19 protein-coding genes are annotated in these 18,317 nt (G+C 63.1%); 10 read left to right on the forward strand and 9 right to left on the reverse strand.

Annotated elements, in window-relative coordinates; translation table 11 throughout:
- The first annotated feature begins 23 nt into the window (after positions 1-23).
- From GGQ66_RS13910 to glcF, 3 genes are read left to right on the forward strand one after another with little or no spacing between them, the layout of a single operon-like run.
- The gene (locus GGQ66_RS13910) at positions 24-1,460 is read left to right on the forward strand and encodes an FAD-linked oxidase C-terminal domain-containing protein (RefSeq protein WP_183793329.1); all 1,437 of its coding nucleotides are present in this window, start codon (positions 24-26) and stop codon (positions 1,458-1,460) included.
- On the forward strand, positions 1,457-2,650 hold the full coding sequence (locus GGQ66_RS13915) for an FAD-binding protein (protein ID WP_183793330.1): 1,194 nt from the start codon (positions 1,457-1,459) through the stop codon (positions 2,648-2,650). Before GGQ66_RS13910 ends, GGQ66_RS13915 begins: the two co-directional genes overlap by 4 nt.
- A gap of 4 nt (positions 2,651-2,654) precedes the next feature.
- A complete protein-coding gene (glcF, locus tag GGQ66_RS13920; protein ID WP_183793331.1) occupies positions 2,655-3,986 on the forward strand; it encodes a glycolate oxidase subunit GlcF in 1,332 nt (443 codons plus the stop codon).
- 147 nt (positions 3,987-4,133) lie between these two features.
- On the opposite strand, the gene GGQ66_RS13925 is transcribed toward glcF, so the two are convergent.
- The gene (locus GGQ66_RS13925; protein WP_183793332.1) at positions 4,134-4,823 is read right to left on the reverse strand and encodes a L,D-transpeptidase; all 690 of its coding nucleotides are present in this window, start codon (positions 4,821-4,823) and stop codon (positions 4,134-4,136) included.
- A 149-nt stretch (positions 4,824-4,972) separates the two neighbouring features.
- Complete coding sequence (locus GGQ66_RS13930; RefSeq protein WP_183793333.1) at positions 4,973-5,788, reverse strand: L,D-transpeptidase; 816 nt, start codon at positions 5,786-5,788, stop codon at positions 4,973-4,975.
- Between the two features lie 211 nt (positions 5,789-5,999).
- Here GGQ66_RS13930 and GGQ66_RS13935 point away from each other — a divergent pair, with 211 nt between their 5' ends.
- Positions 6,000-6,641, forward strand: a complete 642-nt coding sequence (locus tag GGQ66_RS13935) for a DNA-3-methyladenine glycosylase I (RefSeq protein ID WP_183793334.1) — start codon at positions 6,000-6,002, stop codon at positions 6,639-6,641.
- On the opposite strand, the gene GGQ66_RS13940 is transcribed toward GGQ66_RS13935, so the two are convergent.
- The 4 genes from GGQ66_RS13940 to GGQ66_RS13955 all read right to left on the reverse strand — a co-directional run bounded on the left by GGQ66_RS13940 (position 6,638) and on the right by GGQ66_RS13955 (position 9,049).
- A complete protein-coding gene (locus GGQ66_RS13940; protein ID WP_183793335.1) occupies positions 6,638-7,345 on the reverse strand; it encodes an HAD family hydrolase in 708 nt (235 codons plus the stop codon). The genes GGQ66_RS13935 and GGQ66_RS13940 overlap by 4 nt on opposite strands.
- A 112-nt stretch (positions 7,346-7,457) precedes the next feature.
- Positions 7,458-7,820, reverse strand: a complete 363-nt coding sequence (copM, locus tag GGQ66_RS13945) for a CopM family metallochaperone (protein WP_183793336.1) — start codon at positions 7,818-7,820, stop codon at positions 7,458-7,460.
- Between the two features lie 72 nt (positions 7,821-7,892).
- Positions 7,893-8,243 carry a hypothetical protein gene (locus GGQ66_RS13950; RefSeq protein ID WP_183793337.1) on the reverse strand — a complete coding sequence of 117 codons (351 nt, stop codon included), beginning with the start codon at positions 8,241-8,243 and terminating at the stop codon, positions 7,893-7,895.
- A 50-nt stretch (positions 8,244-8,293) separates the two neighbouring features.
- Positions 8,294-9,049, reverse strand: coding sequence for a hypothetical protein (locus GGQ66_RS13955; protein WP_183793338.1), 756 nt, complete (start codon positions 9,047-9,049; stop codon positions 8,294-8,296).
- A gap of 229 nt (positions 9,050-9,278) precedes the next feature.
- Here GGQ66_RS13955 and hisS point away from each other — a divergent pair, with 229 nt between their 5' ends.
- Genes hisS through hisG form a run of 3 tightly spaced genes read left to right on the forward strand, consistent with a single transcriptional unit; the run spans position 9,279 to position 12,603 of the window.
- On the forward strand, positions 9,279-10,793 hold the full coding sequence (gene hisS / locus GGQ66_RS13960; RefSeq protein ID WP_183793339.1) for a histidine--tRNA ligase: 1,515 nt from the start codon (positions 9,279-9,281) through the stop codon (positions 10,791-10,793).
- Positions 10,793-11,914, forward strand: coding sequence for an ATP phosphoribosyltransferase regulatory subunit (locus GGQ66_RS13965; protein ID WP_183793340.1), 1,122 nt, complete (start codon positions 10,793-10,795; stop codon positions 11,912-11,914). Before hisS ends, GGQ66_RS13965 begins: the two co-directional genes overlap by 1 nt.
- Complete coding sequence (gene hisG / locus GGQ66_RS13970; protein ID WP_183793341.1) at positions 11,911-12,603, forward strand: ATP phosphoribosyltransferase; 693 nt, start codon at positions 11,911-11,913, stop codon at positions 12,601-12,603. Before GGQ66_RS13965 ends, hisG begins: the two co-directional genes overlap by 4 nt.
- 78 nt (positions 12,604-12,681) lie before the next feature.
- Here hisG and GGQ66_RS13975 read toward each other — a convergent pair whose 3' ends face one another.
- On the reverse strand, positions 12,682-13,113 hold the full coding sequence (locus tag GGQ66_RS13975; RefSeq protein ID WP_183793342.1) for a DoxX family protein: 432 nt from the start codon (positions 13,111-13,113) through the stop codon (positions 12,682-12,684).
- Between the two features lie 229 nt (positions 13,114-13,342).
- Here GGQ66_RS13975 and GGQ66_RS13980 point away from each other — a divergent pair, with 229 nt between their 5' ends.
- From GGQ66_RS13980 to GGQ66_RS13990, 3 genes are all read left to right on the forward strand, one after another.
- The gene (locus tag GGQ66_RS13980; RefSeq protein WP_183793343.1) at positions 13,343-14,050 is read left to right on the forward strand and encodes a glutathione binding-like protein; all 708 of its coding nucleotides are present in this window, start codon (positions 13,343-13,345) and stop codon (positions 14,048-14,050) included.
- 100 nt (positions 14,051-14,150) lie between these two features.
- Positions 14,151-14,609, forward strand: coding sequence for a MarR family winged helix-turn-helix transcriptional regulator (locus GGQ66_RS13985; RefSeq protein ID WP_183793344.1), 459 nt, complete (start codon positions 14,151-14,153; stop codon positions 14,607-14,609).
- Positions 14,609-16,528, forward strand: coding sequence for an FUSC family protein (locus tag GGQ66_RS13990; RefSeq protein ID WP_183793345.1), 1,920 nt, complete (start codon positions 14,609-14,611; stop codon positions 16,526-16,528). The genes GGQ66_RS13985 and GGQ66_RS13990 overlap by 1 nt, the downstream gene beginning before the upstream one ends.
- A 13-nt stretch (positions 16,529-16,541) precedes the next feature.
- Here GGQ66_RS13990 and GGQ66_RS13995 read toward each other — a convergent pair whose 3' ends face one another.
- Positions 16,542-17,507: an OmpA family protein gene (locus GGQ66_RS13995; protein ID WP_183793346.1), complete on the reverse strand. Its 966-nt coding sequence runs from the start codon at positions 17,505-17,507 to the stop codon at positions 16,542-16,544.
- A gap of 100 nt (positions 17,508-17,607) precedes the next feature.
- The gene (locus GGQ66_RS14000; protein ID WP_183793347.1) at positions 17,608-18,222 is read right to left on the reverse strand and encodes a LysE family translocator; all 615 of its coding nucleotides are present in this window, start codon (positions 18,220-18,222) and stop codon (positions 17,608-17,610) included.
- Positions 18,223-18,317 lie beyond the last annotated feature (95 nt).

Genomic DNA, 18,317 nt, shown 5'->3' on the forward strand with positions numbered 1-18,317 from the left:
AAAGCATCGAGGAGGAATTCGTCATGAGTGGAGCGATTGAGTTTCTGGAGCCGCGCGCCGATGTCATCGAGCGCCGCAAGACGATCATCGAAGATCTCGCGGATTTCCTGCCGCCCGATGCACTTATTCACGAACCGCGCCGGCTGGTGCCGTTCGAAACGGACGGCTTCATTTCCTATCGTCGCCTGCCGCTCGCCGTGGTTTTGCCGCGCAACACGGCCGAGGTCGCGGCGGTGATGAAATACTGCCATCGCTACGGCGTGCCCGTGGTGCCGCGTGGCGCGGGCACCTCGCTTTCGGGGGGCGCCATTCCGCAGGAAGATGCGGTTGTGCTCTGTCTTTCCGCCATGTCGCGCATACTGGATCTCGACTACGCCAACCGAACGGCAACGGTGGAGGCGGGTGTCACCAATCTTGCCATTTCCGATGCGGCCGGTCCCGAGGGCTATTTCTACGCACCCGATCCGTCCTCGCAGCTTGCCTGCACCATCGGCGGTAATATCGGCATGAACTCCGGCGGCGCGCACTGTCTGAAATACGGCGTCACCACCAACAACCTGCTGGGCGTCAGGATGGTGCTGGTCGATGGCACGGTGATTGATGTCGGCGGCAAGGCGCTGGATGCGCCGGGGCTCGATCTTCTCGGCCTCATATGCGGGTCGGAGGGCCAGCTCGGCATCGTGACGGAAGCGACGGTGCGCCTCATTGCCAAGCCGGAGGGTGCGCGGCCCGTGCTGTTCGGTTTCGACACCTCGGAAGAGGCGGGCGCCTGCGTGGCCGATATTATCGGCTCAGGCATCGTGCCGGTTGCCATCGAGTTCATGGACAAGCCGGCCATCGACATTTGCGAGGCCTTCGCCCAGGCCGGCTATCCGCTGGATGTCGCGGCCCTTCTGATCGTCGAAGTCGAGGGTTCGGAAGACGATATGGACGCCATGCTGAAAAGCATTGTCGAGATTGCCCGCCGGCATGGCGTGAAGGTGGTGCGCGAATGCCAGTCTGCCATGGAAGCGGCGGCGATCTGGAAAGGCCGCAAATCCGCCTTCGGCGCCACGGGCCGCGTCGCCGACTACATCTGCATGGATGGCACTGTGCCTCTCTCCCAACTGCCCTACGTCCTGAAGCGTACGGCGGAGATCATCGACAGCTACGGCCTGCGCGTCGCCAACGTTTTCCACGCCGGCGATGGCAACATGCACCCGCTGATCCTCTATAATGCCAACGACCCGCAAGATGCCGCGAAGGCGGAAGCGGCGGGCATGGATATTCTGCGGCTCTGCGTCGATGCGGGCGGCTGTCTTACCGGCGAACATGGGGTCGGTATCGAAAAGCGCGACCTGATGCGCCATCAATATACCGAGGTCGACCTGCGTCAACAGATGGCGGTGCGCGCCGCTTTCGATGCGCAATGGCTGCTCAATCCCTCCAAGGTCTTCCCGCTGGAAGGACGTGACGCATGACGAGCCAGCGCTTTCCCGCAAACCTCAAGGAAGTGGTGGCGATCATCCGCTCGGCCGCCGAGGCCGGCATGTCGATCGCGCCGCAGGGTGGCGGCACCCGCGCCGATCACAGCGTTGCCGAAACCGCGATTTCCACCACGGGGCTCACCGGTATCACCGCGTATAATCCCGCGGAAATGGTCATGACTGCACAGGCCGGCACGCCGCTGTCCGAGGTCGAGGCGGTGCTTGCCGCCAATGGTCAGATGCTCGCCTTCGAGCCGATGGATCACCGCCCGGTTCTGGGAACCACGGGCGAACCCACCATCGGCGGCGTCTTTGCGGCCAATGTTTCCGGTCCTCGGCGGCTGACGGCGGGTGCTGCCCGCGACAGCCTGCTTGGCATCACCTTCGTCAACGGTCTGGGCGATGTGGTCAAGGCCGGCGGGCGGGTGATGAAGAACGTCACGGGGCTTGATCTGGTCAAGCTTCTGGCCGGTTCGCGCGGCACGCTCGGCTTCATCACCGAAGTCACCTTCCGTGTGCTGCCCGTGCCGCGTGCCACCGAAACCGTCGTGATTGCCGGCCTGGACGATGCCCACGCCACGGCGGCCATGGCAACCGCCATGTCGTTGCCGGTCGAGGTGTCCGGCGCTGCCCATCTGCCGTTCACCGTGGTGGGGCGCTTCCTCTCCGGCGCGTTGCCGGAAGGGGCGGCGACGGTCTTTCGGCTGGAGGGACTGCCGCATTCGGTGGCCGCACGCACGGAAAAGCTCACGGCCGCGTTGTCCGCCTTCGGGCCCATCCACTGGCTGGGTGAACCGGAAAGCCATGTCCTGTGGCGGGAAATCCGCGATGCCACGCCCTATGCGAGCGCCCGTGCCAAGCCGCTCTGGCGTGTCTCCGTCGCACCTACCGCCGGCCATCAGCTCATGAATGCGCTTCGCCTTCACACTGGTGTCGATGCCTTCTACGACTGGCAGGGCGGGTTGATCTGGCTGCAGATGGAGGCCGATCCGGAAGCCGATTTCCTGCGCCGCGCCATAAAGCAACTCGGCGGCGGCCACGCCACGCTGGTGCGCGCGCCGAAACATCTGCGCAAGGCCATCCCGGCTTTCGAGCCGGAAAGCCCTGCCGTTGCCGCCCTTTCCGCCCGGATCAAGGCCAGTCTCGATCCACACGGCATTTTCAATCCCGGCCTGATGGGGTGATCCGATGCAGACCCATTTCTCCCCGCAACAACTCACCGATCCCCGCGTGGCCGAAGCGGAAAAGATCCTGCGCAAATGCGTGCATTGCGGGTTTTGCACGGCCACCTGTCCCACCTATGTGACGCTTGGCAATGAGCTGGACAGCCCGCGCGGGCGCATCTACCTCATCAAGGACATGCTGGAAAATGGCCGCGCTGCCGACAAGGAGGTGGTGACGCATATCGACCGCTGCCTCTCCTGTCTGGCCTGCACCACCACCTGTCCCTCGGGCGTCGATTACATGCACCTCATCGATCACGCCCGCGTCCACGTCGAGGAGACCTATCAGCGCCCGCCGATGGACCGGCTGACGCGGCTTCTTCTGGCGGCCATCCTGCCTTATCCCAAACGGTTCCGCGCCGCGCTGAAGCTCGCCAATCTCGCACGCCCGCTGGCCGGTTTGCTCGACCGGTCGCCGAAGCTGAAACCCTTTGCCGCCATGCTCAGGCTTGCTCCGGAAAAGGCGCATGAACCGACGCCGTTCACGCGGCCATGCACCCATGTGACCCTCGATGCACCGAGAGGCAGGGTAGTGATGCTGACAGGCTGCGCCCAGCCGGTCCTCGATCCCGGCATCAACACGGCGGCCATCCGTCTCCTGACGCGCTTCGGCATCGAGGTTTCACTGCCGGAAGGCGAAGGCTGTTGCGGGGCGCTGACGCATCACATGGGCAAGGAAGAGGCTGCCCTTGCCTCCGCCCGCCGCAATGTCGATGTCTGGGCCGCCGAGATCGATAGCGGTGATCTGGACGCCATCCTTATCACCACGTCCGGCTGCGGCACGGTGATCAAGGATTACGGTCACATGCTGCGCAACGACCCCGCCTATGCCGAAAAGGCGGCGCGGGTCTCGGCTCATGCGAAGGATGTAACGGAGTACCTCGCCACACTGGATCTGCCGGAAGGCCAGCCGCTCGGGCTGACGGTTGCCTATCACTCCGCCTGTTCGCTCCAGCACGGGCAGAAGGTGACGGTACAGCCGAAGGCGCTTCTGAGAAAGGCCGGCTTTTCGGTTCGCGATCCGGCGGAAGGCCATCTCTGTTGCGGTTCGGCCGGCACCTACAACATGCTGCAATCCGAGATTTCCGAAAAACTCAAGACCCGCAAGGTGAAGAACATCGAGGCGACCAAGGCCGATCTTGTCGCCGCCGGCAATATCGGCTGCATCACCCAGATCGGTTCCGGCACGGCGCTGCCGGTCATCCACACTGTCGAATTGCTCGACTGGGCTTATGGCGGCGATACGCCGGAGAAGCTGGAGAAACTGCTGGCGGCGCGGACGAAAGTAAAAGGGTGAGGGAGGGCTGAACGGCGCCCTCTGCCGACAGGAATGGAGTGGGAGGGGTCGCTCTTCCTTTTTCTCCCCGACGGGAAGAAGGTCGCGGCAGCGGGATGAGGGGAGCGGACGGCAGCCTTCTGTGGCTGCCGTCACAATCCCTCATCCTCAGCCGCCGAACAGCGAGCGCAGGAAATCGGTGCCGCGATCTTCGAGAACCACCTGGCCCTGCTTGTTGCCAGGGCCGATGACGACGACCTTGGAGCCTTCCGGCACGCGCTTGTAGAGGTGCTCCACATCCTTGTTCATCATGCGGATGCAGCCGGACGACAGGTTCTGGCCGATGGACCACGGCTGGTTGGTGCCGTGAATGCGGAAACCGGTGTCGCCGCCATTCGGCTTGTAGAGATAGAGCGCGCGGGCACCGAGCGGGTTGTCCGGGCCACCGGCCTGACGGTCGGGCAGGATGTGGCCGCGCTTGCGCTCGCGGGCGATCATTTCCTTCGGCGGAATCCATTCCGGCCATTCCGACTTGCGGCCGACGCGGGTCACACCCGACCAGCCGAAGCCTTCGCGGCCAACGCCGATGCCGTAACGCGTCGCCTTGTTGCCGCCTTCGACGTAGTAGAGGAAGCGGTTGTTGGTATCGACGATCACCGTGCCGGCCTTTTCGGTGGTCACGAGGCGCACGGCCTTGCGATTATACTTGTCGGCCACCGGCTTGTTTTCCGCGCCCTTGGGCAGGATCACCTGCCCCCGGTCGTTGGTGCGGTAATCGAGCGCCGAAGCGGTTCCCGCCGACAGCAGACCCGTCATGATTGCAATTGCCGCCCCCGCGGCCATCCATGCCTTCTTCATCAGTTATCCATCCCCCAAGTTTGAAACAGGTCGAAACACTACGAACACGAGCGGTTTTCGTCAAACCACCTGTGATTGAACACCAAAAAATAGGGGAGGTGGCTTTCGCCATCCTCCCCGCCTCGCATCATCGTCCGGTGGTAGTGCCGTCACTGGACAATGACGCGGGTACCCACATTGACCCGTTCATAGAGATCGGTGACATCTTCGTTGCGCATGCGGATGCAGCCGGAGGATACGGCGTTGCCGATCGTCCAGGGCGCATTCGTGCCATGAATGCGGTAAAGCGTGGAGCCGAGATACATGGCCCGCGCCCCGAGCGGGTTTTCCGGCCCGCCCTCCATCTTCACAGGCAGAATGTGGCCCTTGGCAGCCTCGCGCGAGCGCATTTCTTCCGGCGGATGCCAGCTCGGCCATTCGGCCTTGCGCGTCACCTTGTGGACGCCGGCCCATTCAAAACCGGGCTTGCCGACGCCGACACCATAACGCTTGGCCTGGCCACCTTCCTGCACCAGATAGAGGAAGCGGTTATTGGTATCGATGACGATCGTGCCGGGCTTTTCGGTGGTCTGATAGGACACGGTCTGCGGCAGGAACTGCGGCTCGATGCCGCCGATCGGCGCGTTCGGGCGCACGGCGGCCTGCTGTACGGTGGCGGCGCGGGGCTGCTGCGTGCCGTAAACGCCCGGAAGCGGTGCGGGCTGGCGCTGCTGATAGGTCTGACGCTGCTGGTAGTAGGGCTGAACCTGCTGCTGCTGGTAATACTGTGCCTGCGGCTGCACGCGGCGCGGCGGCGCATAGACCTGAGGGCGAATGCCGCCACCGCCGAGCTGGTTGACCCAGGGCGCGGTCAGTTCGGAATTCACGATCACCGGCGGGCGGGTACCGTAACGGTCATTGGCCAGCGCCGGCTGGGCGACACCGGCCACAAGGCCGGCGGCAAGAAGAAGGAAAGATCTGTTCATCGGATCGACTCGCTACATTCACCGAAATGGGGGCACCAAAAGCAGGTCGCTCATGCCCCGTTGGTGGGATCGTCGCACTTCACCCCATCCGAATGGTAAACGCCGGTTCATTAAAAGGCGGCGCCTGCCGTAAACCGTCTGGCAAGGTTAGCAACCCGTTTGGAAAATGGGTGAACAAATGGTAAACATGCCCGCAAACGGAGATTCGCACATGGTGGAAGAGAAGAAGACGGGTTTGATTACGGGCGAGGATGGCATCGTGAGCTGTTTCTGGCACGGCAATCTCGAGGATTATCGGCATTATCACGACGAGGAATGGGGACGTCCCGTCACCGACGATCACCGCCTGTTCGAAAAGATCTGCCTCGAAGGGTTTCAGTCGGGCCTCTCCTGGCTCACCATCCTGCGCAAGCGCGACAATTTCCGCGCGGCCTTTGCCGGTTTCGATTTCGAGGCGGTGGCCCGCTTCGACGACCGCGATGTGGAACGCCTGCTGGAAGACAAGGGTATCGTGCGCCACGGCGGCAAGATCCGCTCCACCATCAACAACGCCGCCCGCGCCGTGGAGATGAAGGCCGAGTTCGGCTCGCTCGCCCGCTATTTCTGGCGCTTCGAGCCGAAGCCGGAGGAGCGCCCGGTGGTGTTCGATTGGGAAACCCTGCGCGCCAATCCCACCACGCCCGCCTCGGTGCGGCTGTCGAAGGATTTGAAGAAGCGCGGCTGGAGCTTTGTCGGCCCGACCACCGTCTATGCCTTCATGCAGGCCATGGGCATGGTCAACGACCACATCGAAGGCTGCCATTGCCGGCCGAAGGTGGAGCGGCTGCGGATGGAATTCGTCCGCCCCGTCTAACTCTGGTCGATATCGCGGATCAGCGGCACGAGGTCGGCGATCTCCGGCAATTCGCGAAAGCGCGGTGCATCTGAAGGCTTCTCGACATGTTCGAGAATCCACGTCAGCGCATGGGGAATGAAAACGCCCCAGGCGCCGACCGCCAGCGCCGGCACCACATCGGATTTCAGCGAATTGCCCACCATCATCGCCTGTTCGGGCGTATCGGCATGCCTGGAGAACAGCCGCCGGTAGGTGGCGGCGTTCTTGTCGGAAACGATCTCGACCGCGTGGAAGAAATCGCCCAGCCCTGATTGCGCCAGCTTGCGCTCCTGATCGAACAGGTCGCCCTTGGTGATGAGAACGAGCGCATGGGAACCGGCGAGGCTTTCCAGCACATCGCCGACGCCCGGCATGGTTTCGACCGGATGGCTGAGCAGATCGCGTCCGATGGCGAGAATTTCGCCGATCACGGCGCCGGGCGCACGGCCCTCGGTCACGTCCAATGCCGTCTCGATCATCGAAAGCGTGAAGCCCTTGATGCCGAAACCGTAATGGGCAAGGTTGCGCTTTTCCGCTTCCAGCAACCGGGCCGAAACATCGTCGCCGGTGGCGTAATCGGCCAGCAGTCCACGGAAATGCTCTTCTGTCAGCCGGTAATATTGCTCATTCTGCCAGAGCGTATCGTCGGCATCGAGGCCGATGGTGGTTAGTTGGCGGGCCATGCGCGAAACACCCTGTGGATTTCGATGGCGCGATTTTACCGCAGTTTGAAGCGGAGTGCGACGGGTGAAAGGGAAGGCCCGCCCCCAGGATGAAGGGGGCGGGCCACCCGTGTTACTTCCCGTGCTTCTTCAGCCAGTCCTGCATGAAGGCGATCTCGCCCTCCTGGGCGCTGATGACGCCTTCGGCCAGCTTACGGATTTCCGGGTCCTTGCCATGTTCCAGCACCACCTTGGCCATGTCGATGGCGCCCTGGTGATGGGGGATCATGCCGCGGACGAAATCGACATCGGCGTCGCCGGTCAGTTTGACGGCCATGTCCTTGTGCATCTTGGCATTGGCCTTTTCGTAGGCCTGAATGACGACGTCGTCGCTCATCTTCATGCCGCCCATGTCATGGGTCTTGTGGGCATCCTGCGCGAAGGCCGGTGCTGCGATGAGAAGGGCGGTGAGGGCAATTGCGGTTCTGATAGACATGATATTCCATTCCCTTGAAAGGGTTAGATTTTTCCGGAATTCCGGCGGTTTGGTAATCTGGAAGGTCTGTCTTCAGGCGCGGGGAGGCGGGTCCGCAGGCGCGGGTGCCTCGGCCACCAGTTCGCGACCCGCATCCGGGCGCGGCCAGGAAAAGGGCGGGCGTCCGTCACGCGCAAGATCCGGCTGCGGCACGATTGCAAGGCAAGCGGCGCAGAAGGAGCCGTGAACCGGTCCGCCGCGATGCGGGCAGGGGTCGCTGTAGGGCCGTATGTGGGTCTGTCCCATTTCCATGTCATGATGGCCGGCGTGCACATCGCTCACCGTCACAGGCGCATTCATGCTCACGCTCGCCTGAGCCGGCATGAAGCCGTAGACGAGGCAGGCGATGAACATGGCGGCGAGTGTAATGAAACGCATGGCCATCAGCTTAACCACCTTCTGGGCGGAAGCAAGGCAGCATTCGCACTGCGGCCTCACGTCGCGATGACGCGGTGCATCACCTGATAATCCGGGCTTTCCTCGCCCATCGGCGCCACCGGCCAGTCCCAGCTTGCAAAGGAAGGCGGTGGAGAAATGCCCGCCAGAAGATCCTGCTGCTCGTGGGTATGGCCGTTGCGGTCAATCACGGAAAAGGAAATATCGGTCAGCAGGCAGGTGTCGCAGGGCAGGGCCTTCAACCCGTCGAGATGCGCGGCAATCAGCCGGTGGACCGTATCGGCGGGCATCGCGCCCGGCGCTTCCTTTTCCAGCCGCCGCGCCACGCCGATGCCGATCTGCGAGACAAGATTGGCGGAAACGACGAAATCGAGATAGGGCACCAGCCGAAGGAAGGCGAAGGGTTCGGGCTCCTTGCCCGCTTTCAGGTCGTCATAGCCGGAAAGGTCGCGTTCCACGAGCTTCACATTGGGCAGCTTCTTTGCGGCCAGCCACAGGCGCACGGAGGCCAGATGCACGCGATCCACCAGCACCACGGTATCGAAGGCGCGCGCCAGCATTTCCAGCGGCACATCGCGGAGAAGGCCGGAACCGAGAATGACGGCGGTGCGGCGCATCTTCAGGTCTTTCGCCTTGAACAGCACGGCGCGCTTGCAATTGTCCTCATGGTCGCGCCACGCCCTGGAAACGCGTGCCGCACGCGCCCACAGATTTACGGAGGAGCGGATGAAGGGCCGGTGTTCCGGCGTGGTCTGCGGCCATGTGGCGGCATAATTCAGGGCTTCGAGCAGCATGTTACACCCGCGCCCCGGCATGGAAGAACGGGCAGGCGACGGTAAACCAGGCGGCAAGGGAATCGTTTGGAACAGCAGGCATGCCGCTCGATAGCAGAATCAGCCGCCGCCTGCCAATCGCGAGCGCGCTTGCGGCTTGCCGCAAGGCGCTCGTTCCTCTAAGACACGGCCACGATTTTCAAGCGCCTGCCGCCCCTTGCGGCCGGCCTTCTGCCGAATGGTTGAAGCAATGAGTGACAAGCAGAAGAAACCGCAAAAGCCGAAAGCCCGCCTGCCGCGCGGCTTCGTGGACCGCAACGCCGCCGATATTCGCGCCGTCAACGAAATGACCGCGAAGATCCGCGAAGTCTATGAGCGCTACGGCTTCGATCCGGTGGAAACGCCGCTGATCGAGTTTACCGATGCGCTCGGCAAGTTCCTGCCCGATAGCGACCGCCCCAACGAAGGCGTCTTCTCGCTTCAGGATGATGACGACCAGTGGATGAGCCTGCGCTACGACCTCACCGCGCCGCTCGCCCGTCATGTCGCGGAAAATTTCAACGAGATACAGCTTCCCTATCGCACCTATCGCAATGGCTGGGTGTTCCGCAACGAGAAGCCGGGTCCGGGCCGTTTCCGCCAGTTCATGCAGTTCGATGCCGATACGGTCGGCGCGCCCGGCGTGCAGGCCGATGCCGAAATGTGCATGATGATGGCCGACACGCTGGAAGCGCTCGGCATCAAGCGCGGTGATTACGTCATCCGCGTCAACAACCGCAAGGTTCTTGATGGCGTGCTGGAGGCCATCGGCCTCGGAGGCGACGACAATGCCGCCCGCCGTCTCAACGTTCTGCGCGCCATCGACAAGCTCGACAAGTTCGGCCCGGAAGGCGTCAAGCTTTTGCTCGGCCCCGGTCGCAAGGATGAATCCGGCGACTTCACCAAGGGCGCGGGGCTGGATGACAGCCAGATCGAAAAGGTGCTGTTCTTCGTCGGCATCAAGGATTACGCGACCAGCGCAGCCGACCTCGCGGCGCTCGTGGCCGGCACGTCCAAGGGCGGCGAAGGTGTCGAGGAACTGAATCTCATCGGCGCGCTGGTCACGGGCGCCGGTTATAATGACGGTCGCGTCAAGATCGACCCCTCCGTCGTCCGCGGCCTCGAATATTACACCGGCCCGGTCTACGAGGCCGAACTCACCTTCGACGTGACCAACGAGAAGGGCGAGAAGGTCGTGTTCGGCTCTGTCGGCGGCGGTGGCCGTTATGATGGCCTCGTGTCGCGCTTCATGGGCCAGCCTGTGCCGGCCACCGGCTTCTCCATCGGTGTCTCGCGTCTCATGACGGCGCTGAAGAACCTCGGCAAGCTCGGTCAGGACGAGGTGCTTGCCCCCGTTCTCGTCACCGTCATGGATGGCGATGCCGAAGCCATGGGCCGTTACCAGCGTTTTACACAGCAGCTTCGCGCCGAAGGCATTCGCGCGGAAATGTATCAGGGCAACTGGAAGAAGTTCGGCAACCAGCTCAAATATGCCGACCGTCGCGGTGCCCCCGTTGCCATCATTCAGGGCGGCGATGAGCGGGCCGAGGGCGTGGTGCAGATCAAGGACCTGATCGAGGGCAAGCGCCTCGCCGGCGAGATCGAGGATAACGCCTCCTGGCGTGAAGCCCGCGTGGCGCAGATCGTCGTTCCGGAGGCCGAGCTGGTCGAAAAGGTCAAGGAGATCCTCGCCGCCCAGGCCGAGGACCGCAGGCGGGCGAACTGATGCCGATGACCGATCTGCCGGGCTTTTCCGGCGAGCTGCTCGATGTCTTCGCCGCGCGCCGCACGGAGCGCGTCGATACGCCGATCATTCAGCCTGCCGAACCCTTTCTCGATATTGCCGGTGAAGACCTACGCCGCCGCATCTTCCTGACGGAGAGCGAGCGGGGCGAGAGCCTCTGCCTTCGTCCGGAATTCACCATTCCCGTCTGCCGCCGCCACATCGAAAAGGCCACCGGCACGCCGAAGCGCTACGCCTATCTTGGCACGGTGTTCCGCCAGCGCCGCGAGGGCGAGAACGAGTTCTATCAGGCCGGGATCGAGGATCTGGGCGACAAGGATGTGGCGAGCGCCGATGCGCGCGTCGTGGCCGATGCGCTGGCCTGCCTCGGCAAGATCCTGCCGGGTCGCGCCTTCGCCGTGACGATGGGCGATCAGGCCGTGTTCGAGGCCGTCGTTGCCGCCCTTGGCCTGCCGGTCGGCTGGCAGCGCCGTCTTGTGCGTGCCTTCGGCCAGACCGAGCTTCTGGAAAAGATGATCGCCCGTCTGGCGCGGCCGGAAGCCATGGCCGGCCTGACGCCGGAGGTGGAAACGCTGCTGGACAAGGGCGACGATGCCGCCCTTGAAACGCTCATCACCGCGCGTATGGACGAGACCGGCTATCTCACCAATGCCAGCCGCTCGCCTGCCGATATCGTGCGCCGTCTCAAGGAAAAGCGCCTTCTGGCCGCTGCCTCGCTCGATGCCGGCAAGCTCGATACGCTGAAGGAATTCCTGTCGCTGAATGTCAGCCTGCGCTATGCGCCGGGCGTGCTGGCCGATTTCGCCAGGGCCGCCAGCCTGCCGCTCAATGCCGCCATTACCGGTTTCGATGCACGCGTCGCCGCCTTCGCCAATGCCGGTGCGCCGCTGGCCGACATCACCTGGCGGGCCGCCTTCGGGCGCCCGCTGGATTACTATACCGGCCTCGTCTTTGAAATCACGGCGCGCGGCGATCACGCGGTTCTGGCCGGCGGTGGCCGCTACGACCGCATGCTGACGCTGCTCGGCGCGCAGGATCACATTCCCGCCGTTGGCTTTGCGCTGTGGCTGGACCGCATCGAAAAGGCGAGGGCCTCTTCATGATTACCATCGCTCTGCCCTCCAAGGGTCGCATGAAGGAAGACGCTTCCGCGATCTTCGAGCGCGCCGGCATGAAGATCGTTGCCGTCGGCAATGACCGGTCCTACCGGGGCCGGGTCGAAGGCTGGGACGATGTGGAAATCGCCTTCCTTTCGGCGTCTGAAATCTCCCGCGAAGTGGGCGCAGGCACCGTCGATTTCGGCGTGACCGGCGAGGATCTGGTGCGCGAGGGGCTGGCGGATGCCGATGCCCGTGTCGAATTCGCCGCCCGCCTTGGCTTCGGCCATGCCGATGTCATCGTTGCCGTGCCGGATATCTGGTTCGACGTGGAAACCATGGCCGATCTGGGTGATGTGGCGGCGGAGTTCCGCGCCCGCCACGGCCGGCGTCTGGCCATCGCCACCAAATACTGGCGGCTGACGCAGCAGTTCTTCTCCGGTTCGCACGGCATCCAGCTTTACCGCATCGTCGAAAGCCTCGGCGCTACGGAAGGTGCCCCGGCCGCGGGACAGGCGGATATCATTGTCGATATCACCTCCACAGGCTCGACGCTGCGCGCCAACCACCTGAAGATCCTGTCGGATGGTGTAATCCTGCGCTCGCAAGCCTGCTTCGTGCGCGCCCGCAAGCCGGAGCACGAGGGCAACCCGACCGTGGAGCGCATTGTCGCCGCTGTCCGCGCCGCGCTTTGAGTTTCCGGCATTCCGGTCACGCAAAAAACCCGCCGGAGCGATCCGGCGGGTTTTTCGTTCAGGCGGTGGAAGTCTGAATTATGCGCCGCGCTTGGCGTCGACCGAATAGGCACCCGCGCCAAAGGCAGCCAGCACGAGGAAGCCACCGGCCAGTGCGAAGTTCTTGACGAGCATGATACCGTTCAGCGTGTTGATCCAGCCGAGCGCGCCAGCCGGCCAGCCTTCGATGGCAACCGTGCCGGAATGGAAAGCGAGCGCGGTGAAGACGCAGAACACGGCCAGGGCAAGCGATACGAGCTTCGTCTGGAAGCCGACGAGAACGGCAATACCGGTCAGAAGCTCAAACGTGCCGGCGATATAGGCCAGAAGCGTGGCGGCGGGCATGCCGGCGCCGGTAATCATGCCGGCCGTGCCGCTCGGGTCCATGAGCTTGGGGAAGCCGGCGGTGATGAAGAGGTAGGCGAGAAGGATGCGTCCGACGAGGACGAGCGCATTCTGGGCAGTGGTCATTGGGTCTCTCCGTACGAGCTATTGCGGGAGGAGTGCTCGTTTCGGCCCTAGATATGCCTGTTTTTGATTGTCTTTAAAAGACGAACGGCGGTTTACATATTGTTCAGTATTTGACTATCAATAAAACTTGATGGCGGGCAAATTTTTTGCACCGGAGCCGCAGCCGCCCGGCTCTTTCTATGGTTCACTCCTTTTCCTATTTAATGGGCATCCAATCAAGGAGAATGCCATGGCCGATCTGTCCGCCTTTCCCGTCTCGCGCCTGTTTCCGGCGCAAAACCCCGATGTGATCCAACTCTATTCGCTTGCAACGCCGAATGGCGTGAAAGTATCCATCGCCCTGGAAGAGCTTGGCCTTCCCTATGAAGTGCACAAGATCGATATTTCCACGGATATCCAGAAGCATCCGGACTTCGTGGCGCTGAATCCCAATGGCCGCATTCCCGCGATCGTTGATCCGGATGGTCCGGATGGCAAGCCGATCGGCCTGTTCGAAAGCGGTGCGATCCTCATCTATCTGGCGGAAAAGACCGGCAAGCTTTTGCCGAAGGACCCGGCGCTGCGCTATGAAACGTTGTGCTGGCTGATGTGGCAGATGGGCGGGGTCGGCCCGATGTTCGGCCAGTTCGGCCATTTCTACAAATATGCCGCCGACAAGGTGGCCAACAATCCCTATCCGACCGAGCGCTATCGCAACGAAACGCGCCGTCTCCTCGACATTCTGGAAGAGCGTCTCGCGAACCGTCAGTTCCTCGTCAATGAGGAATACACGATCGCCGATATCGCCATCTTTCCCTGGGTGCGGAGCCTGACGACCGGCTACGGCGCTGCCGAGGCCCTGAACCTCACCGACTTCCCGAAGACCGAAGCCTGGGCAAAGCGCCTTTCCGAGCGGCCTGCCGCTGCCAGGGGCCTCAACGTTCCGCCGCGCGCGTAAATCTGCGTACAGCGCAGGCCAGCCATGCGAACCCGGTCTTGCAAAAGGCCGGGTTTCATTTTATTAACATAATTGGCATACAAATTATTTTGATGGAAACATGAATAACGATCCCGCGATTTCCCGTTTTCGCCTGGGCATGCGCCTCACGGTGCTGGCGCGCCACTGGCGTCAGACACTCGACGATCATCTGGCCACGGTCGGCTTCAGCGATGCGACCTGGACGCCGCTTTCCTATCTGGCGCGTCGTGGTGATGACGTCAGCCAGAAGGAACTGGCCGAACGGATGCAAATCGACACCTCAAGCCTGGTTCGTCTTCTCGATATCCTTGAAGCCAAGGGCGAAATCGAGCGGCGGCCGGACCCCGAGGATCGCCGCGCCAAGCGCCTGTTTCTGACCGAGCGGGGCAGGGCCGCTTTCGAGACGCTGGACCGCAGGCTCGCCATGCTTGAAGCCGAAATGCTGGGCGACGTCACGGATGAGGAAGTGGAGCATCTTTTCTCCGTCTTCGGTCGTATCGAGGCCCGGCTTCATTCGATGCAGAAAGGAGAGCGGTGATGAGCGGCTTTCTGAAGCGGATTGGCGGATCGCTCGATCCTGCGGTGCTCGCGTTTGCCGTGCGAACGGCCGTTGGCGCCTGTGCGGCCCTGCTTCTTGCCTTGGCGCTGGGGCTGGAGCATCCGCAATGGGCGGCCATGACGGTGTGGGCCGCGTCGCAGCCGGTGCGCGGACAATTGCTGGAAAAAAGCTTCTACCGCTTTGCCGGCACATTGGTCGGTGTCATCGCGGGCGTCCTCATGGTCCTCGCCGCCAATGGCAGCGTCGCATGGCTCGTGGTCGGTCTGGCGTTATGGATTGCGTTTTGTACGGCGCTTGGCCATCTCGTGCGCGGCTTCCTGGTCTATGGCGTCATCCTCTCCGGCTATTCGGCTTCGATGGTCGCCCTGCTTGACAATGGCGACCCGGCGCTGGTCGTCGGTCTCGGTATAGATCGCTTCCTGACGATTGCCACCGGTGTCGCCGTGGCACTGGTGATTGGCCTCATTTTTGCGCCGGCCGGCGGCCCAGGCGCGCTCGCCCAGGTCATCCATCAGGTTACGGCCCGTCTGCTGGCGCTGATGGCGGATGCCGGCAACAGGAGCGAGGAAAGCATTCGCGAGGAAACGCGGCGGCTGCTCGCGGATATTGCGGAGCTTGAAGGCAAGCTGGAACCGCATGCGGCGGGGTCGCGCAAGGCCCACAGGTTTGTCGTCACCGCGCGCGCGCTGTTCATTGCAGAGGTCGATATCCTTTTGCGTCTGCGGGGGCCGGACCGGACCACGCTTACCCCGGAGGAAAGCATCGCACTGGCGCGGGCCGCCAATGCCTTGAGCCGCGAGCGTGCAGAGGAAGAAGCCCTTTCCGCTCTTGCCGCTGCCGCCTTGCCTGGCCAGGAAGACGAGTGGCAATCCCGTATCGCCGGGCTGCACATGGCCCTTGCCGATCATATGGACGCACCCGAGCGCCCTGCCAGCCGCAACAGTGCCGCCGCCCCGCTCGTCATTCTCCATGCCGACCTGCGCGGCGCGAGAAGCGCGGCCCTGAGGGCGCTTCTCGTCATGCTGGCCGTCGGCGGCGTCTGGGCGTTCACCGGCTGGCACGGCGGGACCTTCCTGCTGCTCGGTCTTTCCATCATGATCTCGCTCTTCTCCACTTTCGAGAATCCGGCGCGTTTCATGCGCAATGTCATGATTGGCCAGTGCCTCGGTGTGGCCGGTGCGCTGACCTGTCGCTGGCTGGTCTGGCCGCTGGTCGATGGTTCCACGCTTTCGCTGACCCTGGCGATGATACCCTTCATTCTTGTCGGCGCGCTCGTCATGGCGCATGGCCGCACCCGCCTTGTCGGCTTCGACTATAATATGGTCATGCTGCTTCTGCTTCAGCCCGCCCTGCCGCTTCACGGCACGTTCACTCAGTCGCTGGGCATGGGCGCTGCGGTTCTGGCGGCGCCGGCTGTGGCCTTTTGCGCCTATCGCCTCATGCCGGTCGACGCACGGCGCCGGGATGCAATGCTGGTGCAGGCGATGCTGGCGGAATTGAAGGACATGGCGGTTTCCCGTCGGCCGCTCAACGCCCGGGTGCGCCGCGCCCGCCTGCATCACCGGCTTCTGCGCCTCGTGCAGCTTGGTGAAAAAGCCGGACTGGGTACGGCCGCTGCGGCCGATCGCGGCTTTGCAATCTATGGCCTTGGCGAAATCGTGCTGAAAATCCGCACCGTTGCCGAAACGGAGGGAAGGCGGGACCGCAGCCTTGATCTCATCCTTGGGCGAACGGGCGCGATTGATGTCGACCCGCAAGCGCTGGTGAAAGCGCTGGATGCGGCAGCCATCCGGCGCGCCCGGGCCGATGCCCTGGAAGCTGGCGAATTCCACGCCGCCGCCCGCGCGCTCGAGCGCCAGATCCCCCATCTTACCAGAGAGATTGGAAAGCCAGCGTGATGGATCGCGCCTTCTAGCGCGCTACCAGTTCGACGCGGCGGTTCCTGGCCCGGCCCGCCTCGTCCTCGTTGGGAGCGATGGGGGAAGCCATGCCGGCACCGAATGGCGTCAACCGAGCGGCGGCGATGCCGTAGCGGCTCGTAAGTTCCGCTACGACGGCGGCCGCGCGTCGCTTCGAAAGATCGACATTATAGTCGAACGCGCCTTTGGAATCGGTGTGCCCCGTCACCACCACGGAAAGTGCGGGCGATGCCTTCAGGAATTTGGCGATCTCGTCCAGCGTCGGACGCGATTCCGCCCTGATCTCGGCCTTGTCGAAATCGAACAGGATGCCGTAGAGCGCCACGCGCCCGTTTGCGGCCATGGACTGCGCCATGGCGCTGGCATCGATAAAGGCGATCTGGCCGGTCTCCATAGGCTTCAGATCGGCTGCGATGACATGCACCAGTGGATTGCCTTTGCTTTCACCGATGACGATGGCGGCATAGACATCACCGCTCGGACGCGTAGCCTTGGCCAGTAGATAGCGGACACCGGTATCGTACCGATAATTGATCGGCCCGTCGCCGGCCACGAAGTTGAAGCGGTAGACGCTCGTCTTGCCTTTGAAACAGCTTTCATTGGCGCAGGCATAGACCGCTTCGAACCCCTTGGACTTCAGGGATTCCTCGTAATTGCGCATGATTTCGAGCGCCGAACGGTCCTTCGGTGCATCGTAGCGGATGTCGGTGATCCTGCCCTCGACCTTGAAGCTGTTGGCCTCGGTGAAGGTCTCGCCATCGGCGCGAATGTCGAGCGGCGCATTGACGAAGCGCTGTTCATTGAATTCCGCCACCTTGTAGGCGGTGATCTCGGAACCGGCATAGCGTCCGATCAGCGGATGATCCTTCGACCCCTCCTTGTCCTTTGCGGACGTGGAAACGGCCATAAGGCAGACAAGGGTGGCCAGGGCGATGCGGGACGGACGGGCGAAGGACATGACGGCTCCTGTTCGGCATGGAGCCCGCAGCCTATCAGCGCTCGCTTCGGCACAATATTCCCCACCGGGGGAGCATTTCGCCGCCAGGGCAGGGAGCGATTCAGCGGGTGGCGGCCACTGTCACGCCCGCGCCGACCATCACGCCGCCTGCCATCCGGTTTACCCGGCGCAAGATCTTTGGGCTGGAAAGCAGCCGCCGCGCCTTTGTCGCCGCCAGCACATGTCCACCGATGACCATGGTCTCGACCATGAGAATGACAGCCGCGAGCAGACCAATATGCCCCGGTGTGAGGTCGGCGCCGACGACATTCGGCAGAAGCGCCACATAAAAGAGCGGCATTTTCGGATTTCCGAGGTTGAGCGCAACACCCGTCGCGAACACGGCGAGGAGATCGCGGCGCCCGCTGACGGGGCGCAATTGCGGCACGGTGGGCTCTGCCGTCCACAGCCTGATACCCATCCACACGAGATAGGCCGCACCGCCATAACGGAGCACCGTCATCACCGTACCCATTTCGGTGGCGACCAGTGACAAGCCAACGGCGGCAAGGACGAGGAAGATGAGAATGCCGGCAACAGTACCAAGCCCATAGGCGATGCCGGATGCCGCCCCGTTGGAGATCGTCCGGGCGATGATAGTCATGTTGTCGGGGCCGGGACTGGCCGCAAACACAAAAAAGGCGGCGGCAAAGGCGGCAAGCGTCGAAATGTCCATGCGGCGTCTCCCATCGTCAACGTCATGACGGGAGCATCACTCACCTTTCGCGTTGCCGCAATACCGTCGCGCGCAACAATTCATATTGTTCCGGT

The sequence above is a fragment of the Allorhizobium borbori genome, assembly GCF_014196535.1.
Classification (GTDB): Bacteria; Pseudomonadota; Alphaproteobacteria; order Rhizobiales; family Rhizobiaceae; genus Ectorhizobium; species Ectorhizobium borbori.